The following is a 21,397-nucleotide window of genomic DNA, read 5'->3' as shown; positions in this document are numbered from 1 at the left end:
AGGGAGCCTCGATCATGACGTCACCACTAAGCCTTGCCCGATCCCTGCCTGGCCGCCTGGCCTGCGCGCTGGCGCTTGCGCTCGCGCTGACCGTTGCCGGCATGCACGCCGCGCACGCGCAGAAGCCCTTCAAAACCCCCGAGGCCGCCATGAACGCCTTTGGCGAGGCGGTCGCCACCAGCGACGACGATGCCATGAAGGTGCTGCTGGGCGCCAGGTTCCACGACCTGATCCCGCCAGTCGGCGCCGACATCCGATACCGCTTTCTCGAGGCCTGGCGGATCTCGCATGCGGTCAAGCCAGAGGGCGACAGCCATGCCCGCATCGCCGTAGGCAATGACGGCTGGACCCTGCCAGTGCCGCTGGTGAAGACATCGAAGGGCTGGCAGTTCGATACGCGTGCCGGGGTCGACGAGATGCGCATACGCCGCATCGGCCGCAATGAACTCGCGGTGATCCAGGCCATGCTCGCGGTCTATGACGCCCAGCGCGAATACGCCCGGACCGACCATGACGGCGACGGCCTGCTGGCCTACGCGGGCAAGCTTGCGAGTACGCCGGGCAAGCAGGACGGGCTGTACTGGCCGACATCGGATGGCGCACCGCCCAGCCCGCTCGGGGCCGCGTTCCTCACGGCCGGCCAGCGCAACCCCGGGCAGGGCGGCTACTACGGCTATCACTACAAGCTGCTGACCGCGCAGGGCCCCAACGCACCCGGCGGCGCGTACAACTATGTCGTCAATGGCAAGCTGTTCGGCGGCTTCGCCGTGCTGGCCTGGCCGGTGCGGTATGGCGATACCGGCGTGAAGAGCTTCATGGTCAGCCACGATGGCCAGGTCTATGAGCGCGACCTGGGGCCCGACAGCGCCGGCAAGGCCGCGGCGACCAAGACCTTCGATCCCGGCCCTGGCTGGAGCAAGGTGACGCCATGAAGCATGGGCTCGGGCTCCTGGCGGGCGTCGCCGTGTTCGCCGTAGTGCCGGTGCTGACGGCATGCTATCCCTACCCTTACCCTGCCGAGGTGGTCCCGACCACCTACCCGGGGCTGCAGCCCAGCCGTTACGACCGCGCCTTTGCCGCGGCCGCCGGCGCCATGCGCGACCAGGGCGTGGCGATCAGCACCGAGGATGCCGTGGCCGGCACGGTGGAAGGAACCCGCAACAACCTGCCGGTGAGGGCCAGCGTGCGCCGCCAGGCCGACGGCACGGTGCGGGTGCAGTTCGACGGCACCGACCCGTCGGATCCGCGTCTGCTGGAGCGCATCTCGCGCAGCTACGACGCGCGCATGGGCCGCTGAGGCGCGCTGCGCCGCCGTTGCCGCCTACCAGTCAAGGCTGCGCGCGCGGAATGACCGGCGCCCCCGGCGCCGGACTGGCCGGGCGCTGCGGATACACCGACGTGCCGAAGGTGTTGCCCATGCGATGGCTGGTGGCCGCCTCGTTATAAAGGCCGAGCTGGTTCGAGGGCCGCTGCGCGATCGCCTCGGCCGCCAGTCCGCTGTCAGGCCGTGCCGGCCTGCCTGCGTTGGCAGGTTGCAGCTTCTGCGTCAGGCACGGGAACGAAGGCGCGCGCTCGCCGTTGACCTCGACCTCGACGCAGGGCGCGGGTCCCGCAGCGGCGGCGGGTACCATGTCGACCAGTCCAAGCGCCGCAACGGCGCATAGCGTCAGCCAGGTCCGCATCCGATACCTCCTTCGTTGGCCGCCAGGCAGGACGCCGGCGAAGCCGCTGCAGTATAGCCAGCAGGCTGCGCTCGCGGGGACCATCCTCGCGCAGGGATTTGCCGTTGACTCTGTCCCCGCGCCTCCCTCCTTCGTCCTCGATGAATCTTTTGTGACAAACGACAGGCGGCGCCAGTGCCGTCCGTCTAGGCACCCTGCGCAATGCTGACATGAGGGCACGCCATCATGTCCTGCGACCGGATGCGCGCCTGCCGTGCCCTTGGTCAGGGCGTTGCGGCAGGGGCGCGGCGGCAATCGATTCGAACAAGAAGCTTGAGTCAATCCAATGCATGACCCCGCGTGGGCCGCGTGCGCGTGGTCGGTGCCGAGTACAACTCGCCGCGGGAGGTGCGCGAGCAGGTGCCGGCGCTGGCGGAAGGCGTGGTGCCTGATTTCACGCAGGCGCAGACAGAGCTGACTGCGTTGAACCGTAGTGCCAAGCGCCAGGTGGTGGCGCTGGTGTGGCAGGGCGCGATGCCGGGCACCATGGTCGTCGACCTGAAGGTCGACGACAGCAGTCCGTGGCGCGCCAGCGTTGGCCTGAACAACGACTACAGCGCCGATACGAAGGAGCTGCGCGCCTTCGCCTCGCTGGGCCACGACAACCTCTGGCAGCTGGGCCATAGCGCCTCAGTGAGCTTCTTCGGCGCGCCACAGGATTTGAACCAGACCCAGGTGTGGTCCGGCTCCTATGTGGCGCCGATCCGCGGCAGCAACTGGAGCGTGGAGGCGTCGGGCTATCTTTCCGACAGCAACGTGGCCACGGTGAACGGCACCAGCGTGCTGGGCACGGGCCACGCCGTCGGCCTGCGCGGCACCTATACCGTGCCGGACACCGGGGCATGGTGGCATACGCTGAGCCTGGGCGTGGACTTCAAGGACAACGAAGAGGTCACGCGCCTGGGCAATGCCGGCGACACCGTGCCGCTCAAGTACGCGCCGATCACGCTTGCCTATGCGGGCTTCACCCAGACCGAGCGCGGCCAGCTGGGCGTCATCTGCGCCCCGGAGTCGAGATCGTCAGCGCCACGCCGGACGGCGACCTGCACCTTGACGGCGATATCGACCTGTCGGGTTTCCGCTACGCCACCTTCGCCGCGACTGCCTCCCCCTGGCCGTCCGCCGCTTCGCGCTGGAGCGCTGAAGCGCGCTGCACCAGCTTGCTCAGGCTGGGGTTCATCGGCTTGAGTTCCATGCGCTCGGCCGCCAGCGCGCAGGCCAGGTTGGCGCGTTGGCCTCGCAACGCCGCCTCGATCAGCGTCAGGTTGATGAGATCGCGCTGGGCATGGCTGCCGCCGAACCGATGCGCGATCTGGCGCACCGGCAGCAGCAGCTCGATGGCGTGGTCGTAGTCTTGCCGCGAGAAGGAGAGCAGGGCCTCGGTCACCGGCAGGCCGACCTCGCGGGTGATCATCGCGTTGGAGCCACTGCCACCTGCCGCAGCGCGCATGCCGGCAAGCAGGCCGGCCAGGGCGCTGTCGCGCCCGGCGCAGAGATAGGACATGGCGGCATGGGTATCGTTGAAGGCGTAGTAGCCTTCGGCGCCGCGTGCCTGCCAGGTGTCGGCGACTTCGTTCCAGCGCTCGCCCACGTCGATGCCGCGCAGGTGCAGGCGCCACAGCATGGCGCAGGCATCGATCAGCTCCAGCGCCACCGCGGAGTGGTTCTCGCGGATATGCGCGTCGTAGATGTCCAGCACCTGCCTGGTATGGCCGAGTTCGAGATGGAACAGCGCCAGGTGCCACCAGTTGTGCACGGCCATCATATTGTCCTGCGACCAGTCGGCGGCGCGCCCGCTCAGCCAGTCGATGCCTTCATCCTGGCGGCCCTGCATTTCCATCACGTGGGCGACCGCATGAATGGCCCAGGGATCGCGCGGGTTCAGTTCCAGGGCGAAGCGGCCGCGTTCCTCCGCTTGCTCGTACAAGTTCGTTTCCTCCAGGCCGAACGCATGCATGCCCAGGACGTAGCCGAAGCCGGGTACGCGCGTAGTCCAGTGGGGCAGCACCTGGGCGATGCGGTCGCGCAGCAGGGTGGACTGCCCGAGCAGGAAATCCCCGATATGGGCGATCTGCAGCGCCAGGCTGTCGCGCGGATAGTCGACCACGATGTCGCCGTACAGCTGGATCGAGCGCGCGAAGTGGCCATCCAGCCAGGCGCGTGCCGCCGCGATATGCCGGCGCTCGCGCTCGTTGGCGCTGGCGGACAGCGCTTCGCCTGCCTCGACGCTCTGCCTGAGCATCGGCTCCACGGTGCCATCGCCAGCCGTGATCATCATCCCCGCGCGCATGGCATGGCCCATCACGAAGCCCGGATCGTCGGCCAGGGCATGGTCGATCACCGTAAGCGGGTCGCCATAGTAGCCATGCAGCAATTCCAGGGCGGCTTCGAAGCGCTCCAGCGAGTTGGTGTTGGTGCTCGAGACCGAAACACCGCGCGAGTCAGTATGTGTCATGACGCAATCCTTCCAGTGTGACCGAGGCAGCCCTTGCCTCGATGGCAGCCCCTGTTCGTCCGCTATGTCGGAGCCACGCGGCCCGGGGTTGTCGTCATACTAGGGAGCCGCCGTGAACGGGCCCGGCAATCCAGCGTGAAAGAAGCGTGAAAATTGCGGCAGGCCAAGGAAGTACCGGCTTCATCTCTTTGCGCTGGCGAGGCGCGCGTTGGCCCGTGCCGTCGCCTATAAATGATGGGTTTTCCGGTTTCCCTATCATGGCCCGTGCCCGTCTTGACCTGTTCGGCGGCTTCCAGCTGAGTTCTGCAGACGGAACGCCGATTTCGCTTTCTGCCCGCAAGGCGCGCGCCGTGCTGGCCTATCTCGCGCTGGCGCAAGGGCGCGCCCAGCCGCGCGACAAGCTGGCCGCACTGTGCTGGGCCGAAAGCAATACCGAGCAGGCGCGCAGCAGCCTGCGCCAGGCACTCAGCGCGGCGCGGCGCGCACTGGAAGAAGCTGGCCAGCACGTGGTGCTGGCAGAAGGCGACAGCGTGACGCTAGGCGAGATCGAGGTCGACGTGTGCGAGTTCGAGCAGTGTGCCCGGGAAGCCACGCCCGCGTCGCTGGAGCGCGCCGCGGCGCTGTACCGGGGTGACTTGCTGGAGGGCTTTCATGCCGCCGCGCCGGCGTTCGACCACTGGCTGGCGATCGAACGCGAGCGTCTGCGCGGCGTGGCGTTGGCGGTCATGGCCAGGTTGCTGGCGCACCACGAGCAGGCTGGCGAGACGGAGCGGGCCATCGCCACTGCCACCCGGCTCCTTGCCCTCGACCCGTTGCAGGAAGACGTGCACCGGACGCTGATCCGGCTGTATGAGCGCCAGGGCCGGCAGGCGCTGGCGCTCAAGCAATACCGCTTGTGCCGGGCGGCACTGCAACGCGAACTCGGGGTATCGCCTGAGCCCGAGACCGAGGCGCTGTACCAGGCAATGCTGCGGGCCCGCCGCGAGCCGGTGGCTGGCATGGCTGCGGCCGGTGACGACGGTGCCGCGGTGCCACCTGCTTGCGCCGTGATGGCTGCCGAGCCGCAACTGCGCCACGCAGTGGTCCTGGTAGCCAGCCTGGACGATAGCAGCGCTGGCCTGGAGCCCGAGCCATTGCACGATGCCCTTGCGCGCTGGCGCCAGCATGCCAGGGCACTGGCCAGCGCCTGCGGCGGCCATATCACCGATGAAATCGGCACCCGGCTGACCATCGTGTTTGGCGTTCCGGTGGCGCATGGGAACGACGCCGAGCGCGCCCTGCATACCGCCGGGGCGCTGCATGCCGGTCTGGCGCGGCTGGCGGAATCCGCCAACGCCAGGCTGCTGGCGTGCGTAGGCCTGGCCAGCGGCCAGGTGCTGGCCGCCTGCCGCGAAAGCGGCATGACGCTGACCGGCGGGCCGGTTAGCGTGGCCTTGCAGGCGATGGAGCGCGCCGAGCCTGGCGCAACCATGGTGTCGAATCGGGTCTACCAGGCGCTGCCCGGACGCCTGGAAGCGGACTGCGTGGCGCACGCCGTGCTCCCCGGCGTGGCCGAACCGATTCCGCTCTGGCGCGTGCGGCGCTTTCTCGGGGTGGAACAGGCGCCGGCGCAGCACGCGTTCGTCGGGCGGCAAGCGGAGCTGGCCCAGCTCGCCGGCGTTGCCGACAGCTGCCTGCGTTCCGGCCATGGCCGGGTCGTGCTGATCCGCGGCGAGGCCGGCATCGGCAAAAGCCGGCTCGCCGACCGCTTCGTCGCGCTGGCGCGCGAGCATGGCCTGGAGGCACACCGGGCGCTGGTGCTCGACTTCGGCGCCGGCAGCGGCGGCGATCCGTTGCGCATGCTCGCGCGCAATCTGCTGGGCGTCGCGCCTCGCACGGGCGCGGATGGCGCCGCCGCCGAAGCAGCGACAGGCGCGGCCATCGAGCAAGCGCTCGCGGCCTGGCAACTCGGCGAGGATGAGCTTGGGTTCGCCCGCGACATGTTCGAGCAGCCCCAGTCCCAGGAGCAGGCCGCTGCACTGGCCGCGATGGACGCCGCCAGCCGGCAGCGCGGCGCACAGCGATTGATGGTGACGCTGGCCACCCGCCGCAGCGTGGTGCGCACGCAGTTGATCGTGGTCGAAGACGTCCACTGGGCCGAGCGCACGGTGCTCGATTGCCTGGCGCAGCTGGCCGCGGCAACCCGCAGCCATGCGCTGATCCTGGTGCTGACCGTACGGCCCGAGCATGACCCGCTCGATGCGGCCTGGCGGGCGACCAGCCAGGGAGCATCGCTGACCACCATCGACCTCGGGCCGCTCGACGATGCCGAGGCGCACGAACTGGCAGCCTGCCATCGCCAGGTCGATCCTGCCGTGGCCGCTACCTGCATTCGCCGGGCTGAGGGCAATCCGCTGTTTCTCGACCAGTTGCTGCGCGGCGCGGAGGCGGGTGCGGACGAGTTGCCCGGCACGCTGCAGAGCATTGTGCTGGCGCGGATGGACCGGTTCTCTACCGCCGACCGCCAGGCGCTGCAGGCCGCTGCCGTACTGGGCCAGCGCTTTGGCCCGGCCGCGCTGCGGCATTTGCTCGAGGACCCCGCGTACGCTTGCGAGCGCCTGGTGCAGGAGGCCATGGCCCGGCCGGAAGGCGAAGACTATTTGTTCATGCACGCGCTGATCCATGAGGCGGTGTACGCCTCGCTGCTCAAGTCGCGGCGGCAGAATCTGCACCGGCGCGCGGCCGCCTGGTACGAAGGCCGGAATCCGGCGCTGGCGGCCGAGCACCTGGATGCCGCAGGCGATCCCGGCGCGCCCGAGGCCTATGCCGCCGCGGCGCGCCATGAGGCGGCGCACTTCCGCGGCGAGCGCGCATTGCGCCTGGTCGAGCGTGCGCAGCGCCTGGATAGCGGCGACGCCTGCAGGCACACGCTTGCCTGCCTGCACGGCGAGCTGGCACTTGACCTGGGCCTGCCGACGCAATCGCTGCAGGCGTTCCGGCAAGCGCAGTTGCTGGCGAGCGATGCGGCACAGCGGGCCCGGGTGTGGCTTGGCACGGCGGCCGCCTTGCGCCTGCTCGACCGCTATGACGAAGCCCTGGCGGCGCTGCGCGAGGCGGAGCAGGCCGCCGCCGCGCTGGGCCAGCCCGAGCGGCTGGCCGAGATCGAATCGCTGCGCGGCAATCTCTATTTCCCAAAGGGCGACATGGAAGAGTGCCTCGCCGCCCACCAGCGCGCCCTCAGCCATGCGAGGGCGGCCGGATCGGTGCTGGGCGAGGCGCGTGCGCTGGGCGGCCTCGGTGATGCGTACTACCAGCAAGGCCGCATGCTGACCGCGCATGCGCATTTTGTCCGCTGCGTCGAGCTGGCGCGGGCGCACGGCTTCATCCGCATCGAATGTGCCAACCTGCCGATGGTGGGCGCGGTGGAACTGTTCCGCAACGAACTTGCGGCCGCGCAGGCCAGCTGCGAGGAAGGGCTGCGCCTGGCGCGGCGGATCAGCGATGCGCGCAGCGAGATGCTGGCCTATGACGTGATGGCGTCGACCGCACAGCTCGCCGGCGACTGGCCGGGTGCCGAAGCGCACGCGCGGCTGGCACTGGCGCTGACGCGCCGGCTTGGGGCCCGGCGCTTCGAGGCGGAAGTGCTGGCGCGGCTTGGCCTCGCCATTGGCGCGCTCGGCCAGGTGGACGAGGCGGAGTCCGTGCTCGACGAGGCGCTGCAACTGAGCCACGCCAGCGGCGTGCGGTATTCAGGGCCAACCGTGCTGGCGTTCCTGGCGCGCACTACGCGCGATCCGGACAAGCAGCTCGACGCCCTGCGCCAGGGCGAGGCCATTCTGGCCCAGGGCTGCGTGAGCCATTGCCACGTCGATCTGCTCGAAGCTGCGATCGACGTTTCACTGGCGGCGCGCCGGTGGCAGGAAGCCGAACGCTACCTGGCAGCGCTGCAGGATTACATGCAGCATGAGCCGTTTCCGTGGGGAGACTTTCTGATCCGCAGGGGCCGCGCCTTGATATGCGCCGGACGGGAACAGGGGGCCGGGACCACGCCGCCCCTTTTTGCCCGATTACGGCTGCTCAGGGACGAGGCGCATGCGGCAGGTCTGAATGAGTCCCTGGGTGCCATCGATGCTGCACTGGAGAGGCTGGCAGCGACATCGCGTATCGAGTCGGACGCATCAGGCCGGTCCTGATCGAAATTCCTGCGCTCGCAGATAACGCCTGTAGCAGCAGGCATCATGAGCGGATTCATGCCATGCGTGGTATGCAGATTCACTGAGGGCTCACCGTCAACCCCGCGCAGCGTTCAAGCAGTGCCTCGCCGCTGGTCACGGGCGCGCTACAGGCGCGATGGCGGCACACGTAGGCTGCCGGCCGGCCGTCCACCGGGAGCCGCCCCTGGCCGACGGGAACGTCTTCGGCGAATGCCAGCACGCGTGCCGGAAGATAGGTGCGGTGAACGCTTTCCACCAAGGCGGCGGCCGCCGCCTTGTCGCCGGCAAGAATGATCCCGAACGCGCCGCGCTGCGCGAAGTCCGCGGCGGCCAGGAAGTGCACGAAGCCGGCCGGGGCCGCGCTGGCGGCAGCCCGGTAGCGCTGGAATTCGTGCTCGGCGAGGTCACGATAGCGATCCTCGCCGCTGAGTTCATGCAAGCGCAGGAAGGAGAACACGCTGGCTGAAATGCCGGACGGCCAGGCGCCGTCGTGCGGCGCGCGAGGCCTGTGTATCAATGGCTCGCCATCATTGGGCGTGAAATACAGCCCGTCGTCCCAGAAGTTATCGATGATGAGCGCCACGAGTTCGGCTGCGCGATCAAGGTATCGCCTGTCGAAGCAGGATTCGTAGAGGTCGATCAGCGCGTTAGCCAGGAAGGCATAGTCTTCCAGGAACCCTGGCACCTTGACTGTGCCGTCCTTCCAGTACCGATACACACCGCCGTCCGGCATGGTGAGCTTGTCCTGGATAAAGCTGGCGGCACGCCTTGCGGCGGCGAGGTGTGCGGGGTTGCCCGTTGCCTGGTAAGCGGCGCAGAGTCCCTGGATCATGAGACCGTTCCACCCGGCGAGAATGTTGTCGTCGCGCCCGGGGCGCACGCGCTGGGCGCGCGCAGCCAACAGCCGCTCGCGCCAGCCTTCCAGCCGTGCCTCCTCCAGGGGAGTCAGCGTGACGGCACGCTGGAGCACCGATCTGCCGGGTTCAAAGTTCCCGCCTTCGGTCACGCCGTAGGCGCGACACGCCAGGGCTCCCTCGGATTCGCCCAGGACTGCCTTCACCTCGGCCGCTGTCCAGACATAAAAGCGGCCTTCCTCGCCTTCGCTGTCGGCATCTTCGCCGGCATAGAAGCCGCCGTCGGGGTGCGTCATGTCCCGCACAATGTACGCGATCGTTCCCTCGAATACGCGGCGCCAGGCTTGCTTTCCCGTCAGGCGATAGGCGTTGGCGTAGAGCGTGACGAGCTGGCCGTTGTCGTAAAGCATCTTTTCGAAGTGGGGCACGGCCCAGCGTTCGTCTACACTGTAGCGGGCGAAGCCACCGCCGAGCTGGTCATGGATGCCGCCGGCCGCCATGCCGTCGAGCGTGCGCTCCAGCGCATCAAGCAGCGCGGGTTCATGCGTGCGCTGACAGATGCGCAGCACGAGGTCGTACGCGCTTGCGTTGGGAAACTTGGGCGCTCCGCCCAGGCCGCCATGGGTCGGGTCCGTATTGCGCGCGAGCGCGAGGGCTGTCTGCGCGGGCAGATCCTGGACTTCCGCGGCTTCTTCCGCGTCTTCACGGCTCAGGACCGCATCGTCCAGCTGCCGGAACCCCTGCTGAAACTGCTCGATGGTGTCGCGCAGTGCCTCGCGGCGATGCGTCCAGGCTTCGCTCAGGCTCAGCAGCACGCGCGCGAGCCCGGGGCGGCCATAGCGGTCATCGGGCGGAAAGTAGGTGCCGCCGTAGAATGGCTCTCCTTGCGGCGTCAGGAATACCGTCAGCGGCCAGCCGCCGCCCTGTCCCATCATCTGGGGGACTTTCTGGTAGATATCGTCGAGATCGGGACGCTCCTGCCGGTCGACCTTGATGCTGATGAACCGATCGTTCATCAGGCCGGCGATCCGGGGATTCTCGAACGATTCGTGCGCCATGACGTGGCACCAATGGCAGGTGGCGTAGCCGACGGAAAGCAGGACCGGCTTGTCATCGTCGCGCGCGCGGCGAAACGCCTCTTCGCACCAGGGATACCAGTCGACAGGATTCTCCGCGTGTTGCCGGAGGTAAGGCGAGGTTTCTGTGGCGAGCCGGTTTGTCATCATGGTCTCCAGCCTGGGCCCGGTGGGACCACTGTGGCGCAGAACAGGGCGCCCGGCAAGCGCGTGGCGGGTTTCCGGCATCAGGCCACCCCAACCCCTTGTGACCAGCACTGGTGCCGCCAGGTAAAGCCATCGCGCGGTGGCATGGTGCCGGCGGGTGCTCCACCGCCACGATAGGCGAAGGTGTACAGCACCAGCGCCGTGCGCCGCGAAGAATACCGGTCGCGCAGGGGCATGGCCTCTCTTGCAGGCCACCAGCGCGGTGCGAGCAGCGCGCCGCTGACATAGGCCAGGCCGCAGTGACCCCAGCCGGCGGCAGACAGCTGCCACAGCCAGCGGTAGCCGGCGTCGGGAGGGCGTGAGCGGGCGCGCATGCGACTCCTTGTTTCAGTTCGGATCAGGTACGGCTCTGATCCGATCCGTCCACTTTTGCATTACCCGAATCGCTCAATGGCGGCGCGCGAGGCGAGTGGTCAACGTCGCCCCGTATGCCGCCAATAAAAAGAGCACCTTCCACAGGTGCTCAGCACTTCAATCTGGGTGCATCCGAACCGGGTCAGCAACTTATGATCCGGTCCGGACCTGCAGGCATATGTGGCCTGCACGATCACGCTTCATCTGGCAGATCATCCAGGAAGCATGATCGTTTGGCTGACCTACCTTCGCTTTACTCAAGCGTGTCTCAGCCAGCACTTTAAGTATAGGGCAGCCGACGATCAGGTCAACCTGAATCTGGCTGTGCGCGAGCCGCCTGATCCATCGATCTGCGCTACAGGGCCGCGATGAACTCGTCCCACGGCGTCGCTTGCAGCGTCTCGGTCGCGGCGTGTCCATAGCCCCGGATGATCAACGCCGCCCGCTCGAGCTGCTTCAGGTCGTCCGTCTCGACAATGTCCACGACGTCAAAGCGCCCGAGTGTCAGATAGCTGTCCTTCCAGGTGACGGCAGGGCACTCAGACTTGATTTTCTCGGCCACCGTGGCGGCGAGCTGCTTCATGTCCTTGGGATCCGTGAACGCATCAGGAGCGAGACGGCTGAGGATGACGTATGTAGTCATGGCATACCTCCGTGCAAGAAATTGCTCCGCAAACCGGCACGGCAGTCATGCGGGAACAACCGGCCGCAGGTCTTTCAGTCTATGTCATCGGCGCTCGCCTGCTGCGACGATGGCTTTGATCATCCATGCGCCTGCGAATGCAGTTCCACCACGTCCCGATCGGCTACCGGATGATCGGCGCCCACCTGCTGGCCGCTGAACTTGCCACTCCCCCAGATGCGGGCGAACTTGAACGTACTTGCGAGATCGGGGTGCACCTGCAAGGCGACATCCAGCACGGTGTCGCCGCGGCGCATCGTAAAAGGCCGGCGCTGGTCGACAGGTTTCCCGGGTGCCTTGGTGTAGACACGCACGATGCGCAGAGCCCTGAAAAGGAACGGTCCGACCTCGGCCAGTCCGCGCCCGTCGATGGCCGAGGTTGCGAGCGCCGGAAAGCTTACACCGAGCAGGTCTTCGAGCACGGCCGCGTCTTCCGGATTGGCGAGATCGGTCTTGTTGGCCAGCAGCAGCGCAGGGAGGTGAACACTGAACGGGTCAGCCGCCGGTTCCGCCGTCGCCCCAGGGCTGTCGGCCTGACCCGGCCAGCGCTCCGACAGGATGATCTTTGCCTCGGCGAGGCGCCGCAGAATCAACGCCAACTGTTCGGTACAGTCTGGCGCGCTCAGGTCGACCACCAACAGTACGCCGTCTGTCGCCCGCAATATGTCAGTGAGCCCGGGTTGCATGAATTCGACCGATACAGGTGGCAGGTCCACCAGCTGGAAAGCAATGTCGTCGAACGGCAACATGGCGGGGACCGGCACCTGCGTAGGGTGGGGGGAGGCTCCGACCTCGCTGCCCGATCCTGTCAGCCTTGCGTGCAGGCTGGATTTTCCCGCGCCGGGCGGGCCGATCAGACAGAGCTGGGCCGCGCCTTCGGCATGCACCGCATGTGCCGGCCCTCTGTGAGCGGCCTTCCCGTGGCCCGCAGATGCCTGCGTGAGCTCCCTGATGCGCGACTTGATATCGGCCTGCAGATGCTCCGTCCCCTTGTGCTTCGGGATGACACGGAGCATCTCCTTCAGGCATTCGAGCTGCTCGCGCGGCTGGCGTGCCAGCCGATAGGCTTGTTCGGCCTGCTTGTACTCTGGAGTGAGGTTTGCTGGCATGGGCTGTCGCCAGAGCTTCAGCGTCCGGAAGCCGAAAGAGCGATCCAATCGCCAAAGGGCAGTTTCATTTTAGTCTGCCGTCCGTGCTGCTAATGGCAAGCGGGGCCGGCAGTGGCGGCTCCGTACCCGGTCTCCAGCCCGACCATCCGCTCAGCGCGCAAGGCAGCCCGCCGGCCCCGCATGGTGTTGACCCCGCACAGCAGGCCCAGCCCGACCACGAAGTAGCTGCCGGTGACCAGCAGCGCCTGCCGGTGATCGCCGCCCGTCAGCCAGCTTGCCATGCCATAGGTCAGCGGCCCGGCGATCGAGGCCAGCTTGACCGCCAGGCCCCACAGACCGAAGAACTCGGCCGCGCGCGAGGGCGGGGCCAGCAGCCCCACCATGGCCCGTCCCGCGGACTGGGCGGCGCCCAGGCACAGGCCGGCCACGTTGGCGGCAAGCCAGAACAGCGGCGCTTCGCGCGCGGCGTGCGCCAGCAGGATGGTCAGGATCCAGCCCAGCAGCGTCAGGGCAATGGCGCGCACGTGGCCGATGCGGTCCTGCACAGGGCCGAACAGGAAGGCGCCGGCCGCCGCCGTCAGGTTGACCACCAGCACCAGGGTCAGGGTCTGCTGCATGGTGAAGCCCATGGCCTGGTTGGCGTAGATGGCGGTCAGCGTGATCACTGCCTGGATGCCGGCCTGGTAGAACAGGGTGCACAGCAGGAAGCGGCGCAGGTCCCTGAACTGGCGCAGCTGGCCCAGGCGTTGCCATACCCTGGCCCAGGCCTGTTCGCCAGCCGGCGCGGACGCAGCGATCCGTGGCGCGCCGCGGTCGCGCAGCAGCAGGAAGGTCGGCAGGCTCGCCAGGGCAAAGATGGCCGCCGTGATCAGCATGGTGACGGGAACGAACTGGCTGGCGACGTGGCCGCGTGCGCTGGCCCAGTTGACATAGAGCAGGCATGCGCCCAGCGTGGCCAGGCCACCGATATAGCCAAGGCTCCAGCCCCAGCCCGATACCCTGCCCAGGGCCCGGGTGGTGGAAAGCGACGGCAGGAAGGCTGCGATCAGGTTTTCGCCGCTGCCGAAAAAGAAGTTGGACAGGACCACGCACAGGATGGCCAGGCCAAGGGTGCCGGGCTGCGCAAAATAGAGCAGGGCGGTGAACACCACGCAACCCGCCGTCGTCACCGCAAGCAGTGGCTTCTTGGCTGCGCGCAGGTCGGCGTAGGCACCGACCAGCGGCGCGCTTAGCACCACCAGCGCATAGGAGAGCGAAAGCGCCGCGGTCCACGCCAGCGTGGCCCAGGACGCATTGCCGGCCACCACGGCGACGAAGTAGGCATTGAACAGCGCGGTGATGACCACGGTGGTGTAGCCAGAGTTGGCAAAGTCGTACATGGCCCATGCCCACACTTCGCGCGGCCGTACGTCGACGCCCAGGGCAGTGGGCTCGCTGGGCTCGCGAGCGTGGCCACCAGGTTGGGGCACGGTCATGTTCCTTCCTCCACGATGCGGCGCCGCTTCAGCCGAAGCAAGACGCCATAGACGACCAGCGCCGCGAACACGTGCTTGAGCGTGTGCCCGCTGACCAGCCCCGTGAGCGCGGCGATCTGGTGATCCAGCACATCGCAAGCCAGGGCCAGCACATAGCAGCCGGTGATGGCCAGCACATCCCGGTCGCCAGTGTAGCGCGGCGCATAGAGGCAGAGCAGCAGTGGCACCACCAGCATGGCCGATGCCTGAACCAGCAGATAAGGGCGCAGGTCGCCGATGCCGCGGGCCTCGCTCCATGCCCAGTAGGCGACGCTGGCCGGCCCTGCGATCAGCAGCAGCGGCAGCAGCCGCAAGCCGGCCTTCAGGCTGACCCGCTCGCACAGGTTGGCGCCCAGCCAGGACATCAGCGCGAACGCCAGCGGGGCCCTGTCCCACACCAGCCGCTGGTTGTCCGGCGCAAGGTGGTAATAGGCGGAGCCCAGGCCAACCAGGAAGACGGCGAAGAAAAGCAGCCGGAAAGGCCAGGCCTCGGCCGGCGCGATAAAGGCACGGCTGGCAGCCGTGGTGCCCAGATAGCGCAGGCCTGCCGCGCCCGCGAGCAGGAACAGCAGATTGGAGCCGATGTCGAGGCAGTGGGGCGTGCCGAAGCAGACGTAAGGGTCGGCATAACGATGGTATTGCGGCGGCTGCGCGATGCGCGGCAGCAGCCAGGCCGCGGTGGCCATGGCCGCCACCAGCAGCCAGACTGCGGCGGCCCTGGCGGCAGGGCGGGCTTGTCGGCAGGCGCGCATGATGGCCTCCTTGCGCTTGTGGGGGGCGGCCCCGTGACAGCCGCGTACTACCAAGTTTCGACAATTGTCTGTGGCTTTGCCAATTCCTTGGTCATGACGTCGCATTGTTTCGGCATTGGAACACTGTGTTTGCTTCGGGCAGGCTTCCGCAAATCTGAAGGGCTGCTATCTTCGAGCGCCGTGATCAAAACAAAGTGGCAGCGCCGCGATACACGTCGACGCTGCCCGAAACCCACGGATGTCAGTGAAGATAGCAACCCCATCAAGCCGGCTGGCGCACCTTGCTGCCGCCGTTCCGTTTGCGGCCTGCCTGTGCGCGCTTCCGGCCGCCGCCGACGCGGCAACCTTCTCGATGCAGGGCGGCTATGGCCGCGACAACCGCCACGGCGTTGAAAAATACGAAGTGGCCGCGCGCTGGGACGATATCGTGCAGTGGCAGCTGTCAAGCCGCCTTGCGCTGTCCCTGGACGGCGAGGTCAATCTCGCAAACTGGCGGGCGCTGTCGTCCCGGCCGTCGAGCCAGCTGACGGAGTTCGGCGTGTCACCGATCTTCCGCCTCAGCTATGCGGGCGAGTACGCGACGCCGTTTGTTGAAGCCTCCGTGGGTTTGCGCGTGCTCAGCCATACCGAGATCGCCGACGGCCATCGCATGGGCTCGGCGTTCCAGTTCTCTGACATGGTCGGCGTGGGCATTGCCTTCGGCAAGGCGCAGCGGCTTGCCATCGGCTACCGCTTCCAGCACCTGTCCAATGCCGGCATCAGGCAGCCCAATCCCGGCACCAACTTCAGCATGGGCTACGTGCGCTACCGCTTCTGACGGACGGCGGCCGGGCATCGTTCCAGCCACAGGACACTGCATTGCAATCCCACGGTCTACCGCGCGCCGGCTGCAGCTCCTATCATTGCTCCATGGATCATTGCCTGCCGCTATCGGTCGGCATACTCGGAGATCAGACATGAAGCGCATTCTGGGCGTCTACAGCGCACCGCGTCAGCACTGGGTCGGAGATGGCTTTCCGGTGCGCTCGATGTTTTCGTACATGAGCCACGGCAAGCAACTGAGCCCGTTTCTGCTTTTGGACTATGCCGGGCCGGCCGACTTCACGCCGACGCAGCGCCCGCGCGGGGTTGGCCAGCATCCGCACCGCGGTTTCGAGACCGTGACCATCGTCTACAAGGGCGAGGTCGCGCATCGCGACTCGACCGGGCAGGGCGGCGTGATCGGCCCCGGCGACGTGCAGTGGATGACGGCGGGCGCCGGCATCCTGCATGAGGAATTCCACTCGCCGGCCTTTACGCAAAGCGGCGGCGCGCTGGAAATGGTGCAGCTGTGGGTCAACCTGCCGGCGCGCGACAAGATGACCACGCCCGGCTACCAGGCCATCGTCGACCGCGATATCCCGGTGGTGCCGATGCCCGATGGCGCCGGCACGGTGCGCGTGATCGCCGGCGAGTACGCGGGCAAGGCCGGTCCGGCGCGCACCTTCACGCCGATGCATGTGTGGGATATGCGCCTGAACCAGGGTGCCAGCGCGCGGCTGGCGCTGCCGGAGGGCTGGCATACCGCGCTGGTGGTGCTGCGCGGCAAGATCACCGTCAACGCGGAGGCGACGGTGCGGGATGCCGAGATGGTGGTGCTGGACGGTGCCGGCGAGGATGTGAACATCGAAGCCAGCACCGACGCGGTGGTGCTGCTGCTCAGCGGCGAGCCGATCGACGAGCCGATCGTCGGCCATGGCCCGTTCGTGATGAACACTGAAGAGCAGATCGCCGATGCCTTCCGCGACTTCAGCAGCGGTCATTTCGGCAGCATCGCGGCGGGCGGCCGGTAGGCGCCTGCTGCAGCAACGGGGGGCTCGCCAACGCGAGCCCCCGCTTCAGTGCGGCTGGATTTACTGCACGTTGCCGGCGACCGCGATCACCTGGCCGGTGATGTAGTTGGAATCCGGCGAGCAGAACAGGTACACGCCGCCCGCGGCTTCTTCCGGGGTGCCCCCGCGGCCAAGCGGATTGCGCTGGGCGTGCGACTTCAGCATCTCCGGATTCAGCCCGACGCGGATTTCACGGCCTTCGATGTTGACCGTGGCGCCGGCCTTGGCGTCGGCCGAGGTCATGCGGGTGTGGATCAGCCCAAACGCCACCGCATTCACGTTGACGTTGAAGCGGCCCCACTCGCGCGCCATGGCGCGGGTCATGCCGATCACGCCGGCCTTGGCGCCGGAGTAGTTGATCTGGCCGGCATTGCCGTTCAGGCCCGAGGTCGACGAGATATTGACGATCTTGCGGTACACCTCGCGGCCGGCTTCCTTGTCGGCGGCGGCCAGTGCCTTGATGTGCGGGTAGGCGGCGCGCAGGATGCGGAACGGCGCGGTCATGTGGCAGTCCAGGATGGCGTACCACTGCTCGTCGCTCATCTTCTGCACCACGTCGTCCCAGGTGAAGCCGGCGTTGTTGACGATGATGTCGATGCTCTTGAAATTGCTCATCGCCGTGTTGATGAAGCGGTCGGCAAAGTCCGGTGCGGACACGTTGCCCACGCAGGCCACGGCTTCGACGCCCATTGCCTTCAGTTCCTCGACGGTCTGTTGCGCCGGCTCGGCGTCCAGGTCATTGATGACCAGGCGCGCGCCTTCGCGTGCCAGCCGCATGGCGATGGCGTTGCCGATGCCGCGGCCCGAACCGGTGACCAGTGCCACCTTGCCTTCAAGTGCTCCCATTTCAGACTCCTTGTGCTTGATTGGATTTACAGGGCAACGACGGCGTCGCCGAGGATCTTGCTTTCGCCATACTGGTTGGCGGTCTGGATTTCCAGCCTGACGCGCTTCTCGCCGTCGACTTCCAGCTTCTCCACCACGCGGCCGGTGCAGGTGATGCGATGGCCCAGGTGGGTGATGCCGACAAAGCGCACGCCGAACTGGCGCAGCTGGCGCTGGTCCACCCACTGCGTCAGCAAGCGGCCCAGCCAGGCCATCGCCAGCATGCCGTGGGCAAACACGTCGGGGTTGCCGGCCTTGCGTGCGAAATCGATGTCGATGTGGATCGGGTTGTGGTCGTTCGACGCGCCGGCGAACAGCGCCAGCGTGGTGCGGTTGACCGGCTCCAGCGTCAGCGGCGGCAGGGTGTCGCCTACCTTGACCTGGTCGAAGCCTAGTTTGCTCATGCGGGTTCTCCGGTTCAAGTGCGATGCACCAGCACGCTGCGCAGGTCTGCCACGTGCTCGCCATCCTGGTTGGTCACGCGCGTCTCGCGCACTACGAATTCAAGCGCGCCCCCCTTCTTGTCGTAGATGTCGGCGATGGTGGACTTGAAGTGCAGGGTGTCGCCGGCGTAGGCCATGCGGTGGTAGGCAAAGGATTGCTCGCCGTGCAGGATGCGGTCGATGCGGATGCCCAGCTCATCTCGCCAGCCGGTCGCCGGCCCGGCCAGTTCCAGCGAAAAGAGGAAGGTCGGCGGCAACGGCAGGCCTGGGTGGCCGGCGTCGCGCGCGGCGGCTTCGTCGAGATAGACCGGATCGGTCTGGCCGGTGGCCTTGGCGAAGAAGCGCAGCTGGCTGGCCGGTGCGCAGGCGCGGAAATCCGCCACCACCTTGCCGATGTGTTTCTTGTCGATCATGGATGGACTCCTGTGTCAGTGTGCTCAGGCGTGCTTCTGGTACAGCGTGACCACGCAGGCGCCGCCCAGGCCGAGGTTGTGCGTCAGGGCCAGGCGTGCGCCTTCCACCTGGCGCTGGTCGGCGGTGCCGCGCAGCTGCTGGACCATCTCGTAGCATTGCGCCAGGCCGGTGGCGCCCAGCGGATGGCCCTTGGACAGCAGGCCGCCTGACGGGTTGACCACCCACTTGCCGCCGTAGGTGTTGTCGCCGTCGTTGACCAGCTTCTCGGCGCCGCCTTCCGGGCACAGGCCGAGGCCTTCATAGGTCAGCAGCTCGTTCTGCGCGAAGCAGTCGTGCAGCTCGATCACGTCGAGGTCCTGCGGGCCGACGCCGGCCTGCTCATACACCTGCTGCGAGCCTTCGCGCGTCATGCCGAAGCCGACCACGCGGATCATGTCGCGTGCGTCGTAGGTGCTGGGGCGGTCGGTGGTCAGCGACTGGCCGGCGATCAGCACGTCGGTCTTCAGGCCCTTCCTGCGCGCGAATTCCTCCGACACCACGATGGCGGCAGCGGCGCCGCAGGTTGGCGGGCAGGCCATCAGGCGCGTGAGCACGCCTTCCCACAGCGCCGGCGCGGCCAGCACGTCCTCGGTGGTCAGCACGTTGCGGAATACGGCCAGCGGGTTGTTGGCGGCGTGGCGGCTGGCCTTGGCGCGGATCCTGGCGAAGGTTTCCAGCCTGGTGCCGTACTTTTCCATATGGGCCTTGCCGGCGCCGGAGAACTGGCGGATGGCATTGGGCAGGTCCTTGCGGTCGACCAGTTCGTCCACCAGGCCGATGGCGCGCTCAAGCGCCGGGGCGCGGTCGTCCCAGCGCGACTTCAGCGCGCCGGGCTGCATGAACTCGAAGCCGACCGCGAGCGCGCAGTCCACCGCGCCGCTCTGCACCGCCTGGCGCGCCAGGAACAGCGCCGACGAGCCGGTGGCGCAGTTGTTGTTCACGTTGATGACGGGGATGCCGGTCATGCCGACCTGGTACAGCGCCTTCTGGCCGCAGGTCGAGTCGCCATACACGTAGCCGGCGTAGGCCTGCTGTACGTCCTCATAGCCAAGGCCGGCGTCTTCCAGCGCCTGGCGCACGGCGGTTGCGCCCATCACGTCATAGGTGTCGCTGCTGCCCGGCTTCTTGAACGGGATCATGCCGGCGCCGGCGACGAAAACCTTGCGAGTCATAGGTGTGCTCCGATGATTGTTTGTCTTGGGGTCAGTGCTTACAGCTTGCGCGCGATCAGATCGCGCATCACTTCGCTGGTGCCGCCGTAGATGCGGGTCACGCGCATGTCGGCAAAGGCGCGCGCCACCGGGTACTCCATCATGTAGCCGTAGCCGCCGTGCAGCTGCACCATCTGGTCCAGCGCGGTGCCCAGCACTTCGGTCGCATGAAGCTTGGCGATGGCCGCTTCTTCCAGCGTCAGGCGGCGGCGGATGTGCTCGCCGAGGTAGTGGTCGACCAGCAGCCGCACCGAGATCGCCTGCGTCTTGATGTCGGCCAGCTTGAACTTGGTGTTCTGGAAGTCCCAGACGGTCTGGCTGAAGGCCTTGCGGTCCTTGACGTAGGCCAGCGTGTGTTCCAGGCAGACCTCCAGCTTGGCGGCGGCGCTGACCGCGATCGACAGGCGCTCCTGCGGCAGTTCGGCCATCAGGTAGGCAAAGCCCTTGCCTTCCTCGCCCAGCAGGTTGGCCACCGGCACGCGCACGTTGTCGAAGAACAGCTCGGCGGTGTCCTGCGCGTGCTGGCCGACCTTGTCCAGCTTGCGGCCGCGGCGGAAGCCCTCGCGCTCGGCTTCGACCACGATCAGGCTGACGCCGCGCGCGCCGGCGGTCGGGTCGGTCTTGCAGACCATGATGATCAGGTCGGCGTTCAGGCCGTTGCTGATGAAGGTCTTGCTGCCGTTGATCACGTACTCGTCGCCATCGCGGGTGGCAGTGGTGCGGATCGCCTTGAGGTCGCTGCCGGTGCCGGGCTCGGTCATGCCGATGGCGAGGATGTATTCGCCGGAGCAGACCTTGGGAAGCCAGCGCTGCTTCTGTTCCTCGTTGCCGATGCGGGCGATATACGGCGCGATGATGTCGGAGTGCACGCCGAAGCCGACCCCGCTCAGGCCGGCGCGGGCATACTCTTCGGCATAGATGGCGGAGTGGCCGAAGTCGCCGCCGCCGCCGCCGTACTCGGTCGGCAGCGTCACGCACAGCAGGCCTTCGCGGCCGGCCTTGAGCCAGGTCTCTCGGTCGACCTTGCCGGCCTTGTCCCATTCGGCTTGCCTGGGCAGGCATTCGCGTTCGAGGAAGCGGCGCACGGTGGTGCGGAACATCTCGTGGTCGTCACGATAGATGCTGCGGTTGATTTCCATTGAGTACTCCGGATGTCGGTCTGCGGAAGGTTGCCTCAGCCCAGCAATGCGGCCGTTGGTATGGCGCTAAGGTACCGGGGAGGAGGGGGCCGCGAACACCACCCGCGTCAGGTGGCCGGAGACAGCAAAGGGGCGGCCGCGCATGGGTTGCGCGGCGTTGGGGAAGGGGGAGGGAGAGGGGGCGGTTGCGCCGTCAGTGCGGCGCGTCAGGCGGCGCCTGGTCCAGCTCGCGGTCGCGGGCGCGGGCCACGGCCTCGTCGCGGCTGCTCACGCCCAGCTTGCGGAAGATGTTGCGCAAGTGCCATTTCACCGTCTCCGGCGACAGGCCCAGGGTGCGCGCAATCTTCTTGTTGGGCAGGGCCTGGCCGAGCAGGCGCACGACATCGGCTTCGCGGTCGCTCAGTTCCTCGAGGCGCGCGTCGGCCCGGGCCGGGTTGCCGGCGGGCGCGGCAGCCGCGGCCGCGCCGCCCGCTGCGCC

20 protein-coding genes are annotated in these 21,397 nt (G+C 67.5%); 6 read left to right on the top strand and 14 right to left on the bottom strand.

Going from position 1 to position 21,397, the window contains the following annotated elements:
• Positions 1–14 precede the first annotated feature (14 nt).
• The gene (locus C265_RS13880) at positions 15–932 is read left to right on the top strand and encodes a DUF2950 domain-containing protein (protein ID WP_010808926.1); all 918 of its coding nucleotides are present in this window, start codon (positions 15–17) and stop codon (positions 930–932) included.
• Positions 929–1,297, top strand: coding sequence for a hypothetical protein (locus C265_RS13875; protein WP_010808925.1), 369 nt, complete (start codon positions 929–931; stop codon positions 1,295–1,297). The genes C265_RS13880 and C265_RS13875 overlap by 4 nt, the downstream gene beginning before the upstream one ends.
• A gap of 31 nt (positions 1,298–1,328) precedes the next feature.
• Here C265_RS13875 and C265_RS13870 read toward each other — a convergent pair whose 3' ends face one another.
• Positions 1,329–1,682: a hypothetical protein gene (locus C265_RS13870; RefSeq protein ID WP_010808924.1), complete on the bottom strand. Its 354-nt coding sequence runs from the start codon at positions 1,680–1,682 to the stop codon at positions 1,329–1,331.
• Between the two features lie 339 nt (positions 1,683–2,021).
• Between C265_RS13870 and C265_RS13865 the strand changes: the two genes are divergently transcribed.
• Positions 2,022–2,909 carry a ShlB/FhaC/HecB family hemolysin secretion/activation protein gene (locus C265_RS13865; protein ID WP_010808923.1) on the top strand — a complete coding sequence of 296 codons (888 nt, stop codon included), beginning with the start codon at positions 2,022–2,024 and terminating at the stop codon, positions 2,907–2,909.
• Here C265_RS13865 and C265_RS13860 read toward each other — a convergent pair.
• On the bottom strand, positions 2,803–4,176 hold the full coding sequence (locus C265_RS13860) for a tetratricopeptide repeat protein (protein WP_010808922.1): 1,374 nt from the start codon (positions 4,174–4,176) through the stop codon (positions 2,803–2,805). The genes C265_RS13865 and C265_RS13860 overlap by 107 nt on opposite strands.
• A gap of 257 nt (positions 4,177–4,433) precedes the next feature.
• Here C265_RS13860 and C265_RS13855 point away from each other — a divergent pair, with 257 nt between their 5' ends.
• On the top strand, positions 4,434–8,348 hold the full coding sequence (locus tag C265_RS13855) for a BTAD domain-containing putative transcriptional regulator (RefSeq protein WP_010808921.1): 3,915 nt from the start codon (positions 4,434–4,436) through the stop codon (positions 8,346–8,348).
• A gap of 79 nt (positions 8,349–8,427) precedes the next feature.
• Here C265_RS13855 and C265_RS13850 read toward each other — a convergent pair whose 3' ends face one another.
• The 6 genes from C265_RS13850 to C265_RS13825 form a co-directional block, all read right to left on the bottom strand.
• Complete coding sequence (locus C265_RS13850) at positions 8,428–10,446, bottom strand: thioredoxin domain-containing protein (RefSeq protein WP_010808920.1); 2,019 nt, start codon at positions 10,444–10,446, stop codon at positions 8,428–8,430.
• Positions 10,447–10,526: 80 nt separating this feature from the next.
• The gene (locus C265_RS13845) at positions 10,527–10,820 is read right to left on the bottom strand and encodes a hypothetical protein (protein ID WP_010808919.1); all 294 of its coding nucleotides are present in this window, start codon (positions 10,818–10,820) and stop codon (positions 10,527–10,529) included.
• A gap of 395 nt (positions 10,821–11,215) precedes the next feature.
• On the bottom strand, positions 11,216–11,503 hold the full coding sequence (locus tag C265_RS13840; protein ID WP_010808918.1) for a GYD domain-containing protein: 288 nt from the start codon (positions 11,501–11,503) through the stop codon (positions 11,216–11,218).
• Positions 11,504–11,622: 119 nt separating this feature from the next.
• A complete protein-coding gene (locus C265_RS13835; RefSeq protein ID WP_010808917.1) occupies positions 11,623–12,651 on the bottom strand; it encodes a TGS domain-containing protein in 1,029 nt (342 codons plus the stop codon).
• A gap of 89 nt (positions 12,652–12,740) precedes the next feature.
• Positions 12,741–14,126 (bottom strand): MFS transporter, encoded by a 1,386-nt coding sequence (locus C265_RS13830; RefSeq protein WP_037024344.1) that lies wholly within the window; start codon positions 14,124–14,126, stop codon positions 12,741–12,743.
• On the bottom strand, positions 14,123–14,917 hold the full coding sequence (locus C265_RS13825) for a hypothetical protein (RefSeq protein ID WP_010808915.1): 795 nt from the start codon (positions 14,915–14,917) through the stop codon (positions 14,123–14,125). The genes C265_RS13830 and C265_RS13825 overlap by 4 nt, the downstream gene beginning before the upstream one ends.
• Before the next feature lie 238 nt (positions 14,918–15,155).
• On the opposite strand from C265_RS13825, the gene C265_RS13820 reads away from it, so the two are divergent.
• Both C265_RS13820 and C265_RS13815 read left to right on the top strand, forming a co-directional pair.
• Positions 15,156–15,734, top strand: coding sequence for an acyloxyacyl hydrolase (locus C265_RS13820; protein WP_010808914.1), 579 nt, complete (start codon positions 15,156–15,158; stop codon positions 15,732–15,734).
• A 139-nt stretch (positions 15,735–15,873) separates the two neighbouring features.
• Positions 15,874–16,749, top strand: coding sequence for a pirin family protein (locus C265_RS13815; protein ID WP_010808913.1), 876 nt, complete (start codon positions 15,874–15,876; stop codon positions 16,747–16,749).
• A gap of 60 nt (positions 16,750–16,809) precedes the next feature.
• Here the strand turns inward: C265_RS13815 and C265_RS13810 are convergent, their stop codons facing one another.
• From C265_RS13810 to C265_RS13785, 6 genes are all read right to left on the bottom strand, one after another.
• Complete coding sequence (locus C265_RS13810) at positions 16,810–17,634, bottom strand: SDR family NAD(P)-dependent oxidoreductase (RefSeq protein WP_010808912.1); 825 nt, start codon at positions 17,632–17,634, stop codon at positions 16,810–16,812.
• 26 nt (positions 17,635–17,660) lie between these two features.
• On the bottom strand, positions 17,661–18,077 hold the full coding sequence (locus C265_RS13805; protein ID WP_010808911.1) for a MaoC family dehydratase: 417 nt from the start codon (positions 18,075–18,077) through the stop codon (positions 17,661–17,663).
• A gap of 14 nt (positions 18,078–18,091) precedes the next feature.
• Entirely contained in the window at positions 18,092–18,529 is a 438-nt protein-coding gene (locus tag C265_RS13800; RefSeq protein WP_010808910.1) for a MaoC family dehydratase N-terminal domain-containing protein, read from the bottom strand.
• A 24-nt stretch (positions 18,530–18,553) separates the two neighbouring features.
• The gene (locus C265_RS13795) at positions 18,554–19,741 is read right to left on the bottom strand and encodes a lipid-transfer protein (protein ID WP_010808909.1); all 1,188 of its coding nucleotides are present in this window, start codon (positions 19,739–19,741) and stop codon (positions 18,554–18,556) included.
• Between the two features lie 38 nt (positions 19,742–19,779).
• A complete protein-coding gene (locus tag C265_RS13790; protein ID WP_010808908.1) occupies positions 19,780–20,919 on the bottom strand; it encodes an acyl-CoA dehydrogenase family protein in 1,140 nt (379 codons plus the stop codon).
• A gap of 193 nt (positions 20,920–21,112) precedes the next feature.
• Positions 21,113–21,397 (bottom strand): helix-turn-helix transcriptional regulator (locus C265_RS13785; RefSeq protein ID WP_010808907.1); only part of this gene is annotated, 285 nt, incomplete at its 5' end.

Source organism: Cupriavidus sp. GA3-3 (assembly GCF_000389805.1).
Lineage (GTDB): Bacteria > Pseudomonadota > Gammaproteobacteria > Burkholderiales > Burkholderiaceae > Cupriavidus > Cupriavidus necator_D.
This window is presented reverse-complemented; position numbering and strand designations above follow the sequence as displayed.

Bases quoted from the DNA above. Each gene is read 5' to 3' on its own strand.
- C265_RS13880 (WP_010808926.1), top strand. From the start codon at position 15: ATGACGTCACCACTAAGCCTTGCCCGATCCCTGCCTGGCCGCCTGGCC.
- C265_RS13875 (WP_010808925.1), top strand. From the start codon at position 929: ATGAAGCATGGGCTCGGGCTCCTGGCGGGCGTCGCCGTGTTCGCCGTA.
- C265_RS13870 (WP_010808924.1), bottom strand. From the start codon at position 1,682: ATGCGGACCTGGCTGACGCTATGCGCCGTTGCGGCGCTTGGACTGGTC.
- C265_RS13860 (WP_010808922.1), bottom strand. From the start codon at position 4,176: ATGACACATACTGACTCGCGCGGTGTTTCGGTCTCGAGCACCAACACC.
- C265_RS13855 (WP_010808921.1), top strand. From the start codon at position 4,434: ATGGCCCGTGCCCGTCTTGACCTGTTCGGCGGCTTCCAGCTGAGTTCT.
- C265_RS13850 (WP_010808920.1), bottom strand. From the start codon at position 10,446: ATGACAAACCGGCTCGCCACAGAAACCTCGCCTTACCTCCGGCAACAC.
- C265_RS13845 (WP_010808919.1), bottom strand. From the start codon at position 10,820: ATGCGCGCCCGCTCACGCCCTCCCGACGCCGGCTACCGCTGGCTGTGG.
- C265_RS13840 (WP_010808918.1), bottom strand. From the start codon at position 11,503: ATGACTACATACGTCATCCTCAGCCGTCTCGCTCCTGATGCGTTCACG.
- C265_RS13835 (WP_010808917.1), bottom strand. From the start codon at position 12,651: ATGCCAGCAAACCTCACTCCAGAGTACAAGCAGGCCGAACAAGCCTAT.
- C265_RS13830 (WP_037024344.1), bottom strand. From the start codon at position 14,126: ATGACCGTGCCCCAACCTGGTGGCCACGCTCGCGAGCCCAGCGAGCCC.
- C265_RS13825 (WP_010808915.1), bottom strand. From the start codon at position 14,917: ATGCGCGCCTGCCGACAAGCCCGCCCTGCCGCCAGGGCCGCCGCAGTC.
- C265_RS13820 (WP_010808914.1), top strand. From the start codon at position 15,156: ATGTCAGTGAAGATAGCAACCCCATCAAGCCGGCTGGCGCACCTTGCT.
- C265_RS13815 (WP_010808913.1), top strand. From the start codon at position 15,874: ATGAAGCGCATTCTGGGCGTCTACAGCGCACCGCGTCAGCACTGGGTC.
- C265_RS13810 (WP_010808912.1), bottom strand. From the start codon at position 17,634: ATGGGAGCACTTGAAGGCAAGGTGGCACTGGTCACCGGTTCGGGCCGC.
- C265_RS13805 (WP_010808911.1), bottom strand. From the start codon at position 18,077: ATGAGCAAACTAGGCTTCGACCAGGTCAAGGTAGGCGACACCCTGCCG.
- C265_RS13800 (WP_010808910.1), bottom strand. From the start codon at position 18,529: ATGATCGACAAGAAACACATCGGCAAGGTGGTGGCGGATTTCCGCGCC.
- C265_RS13795 (WP_010808909.1), bottom strand. From the start codon at position 19,741: ATGACTCGCAAGGTTTTCGTCGCCGGCGCCGGCATGATCCCGTTCAAG.
- C265_RS13790 (WP_010808908.1), bottom strand. From the start codon at position 20,919: ATGGAAATCAACCGCAGCATCTATCGTGACGACCACGAGATGTTCCGC.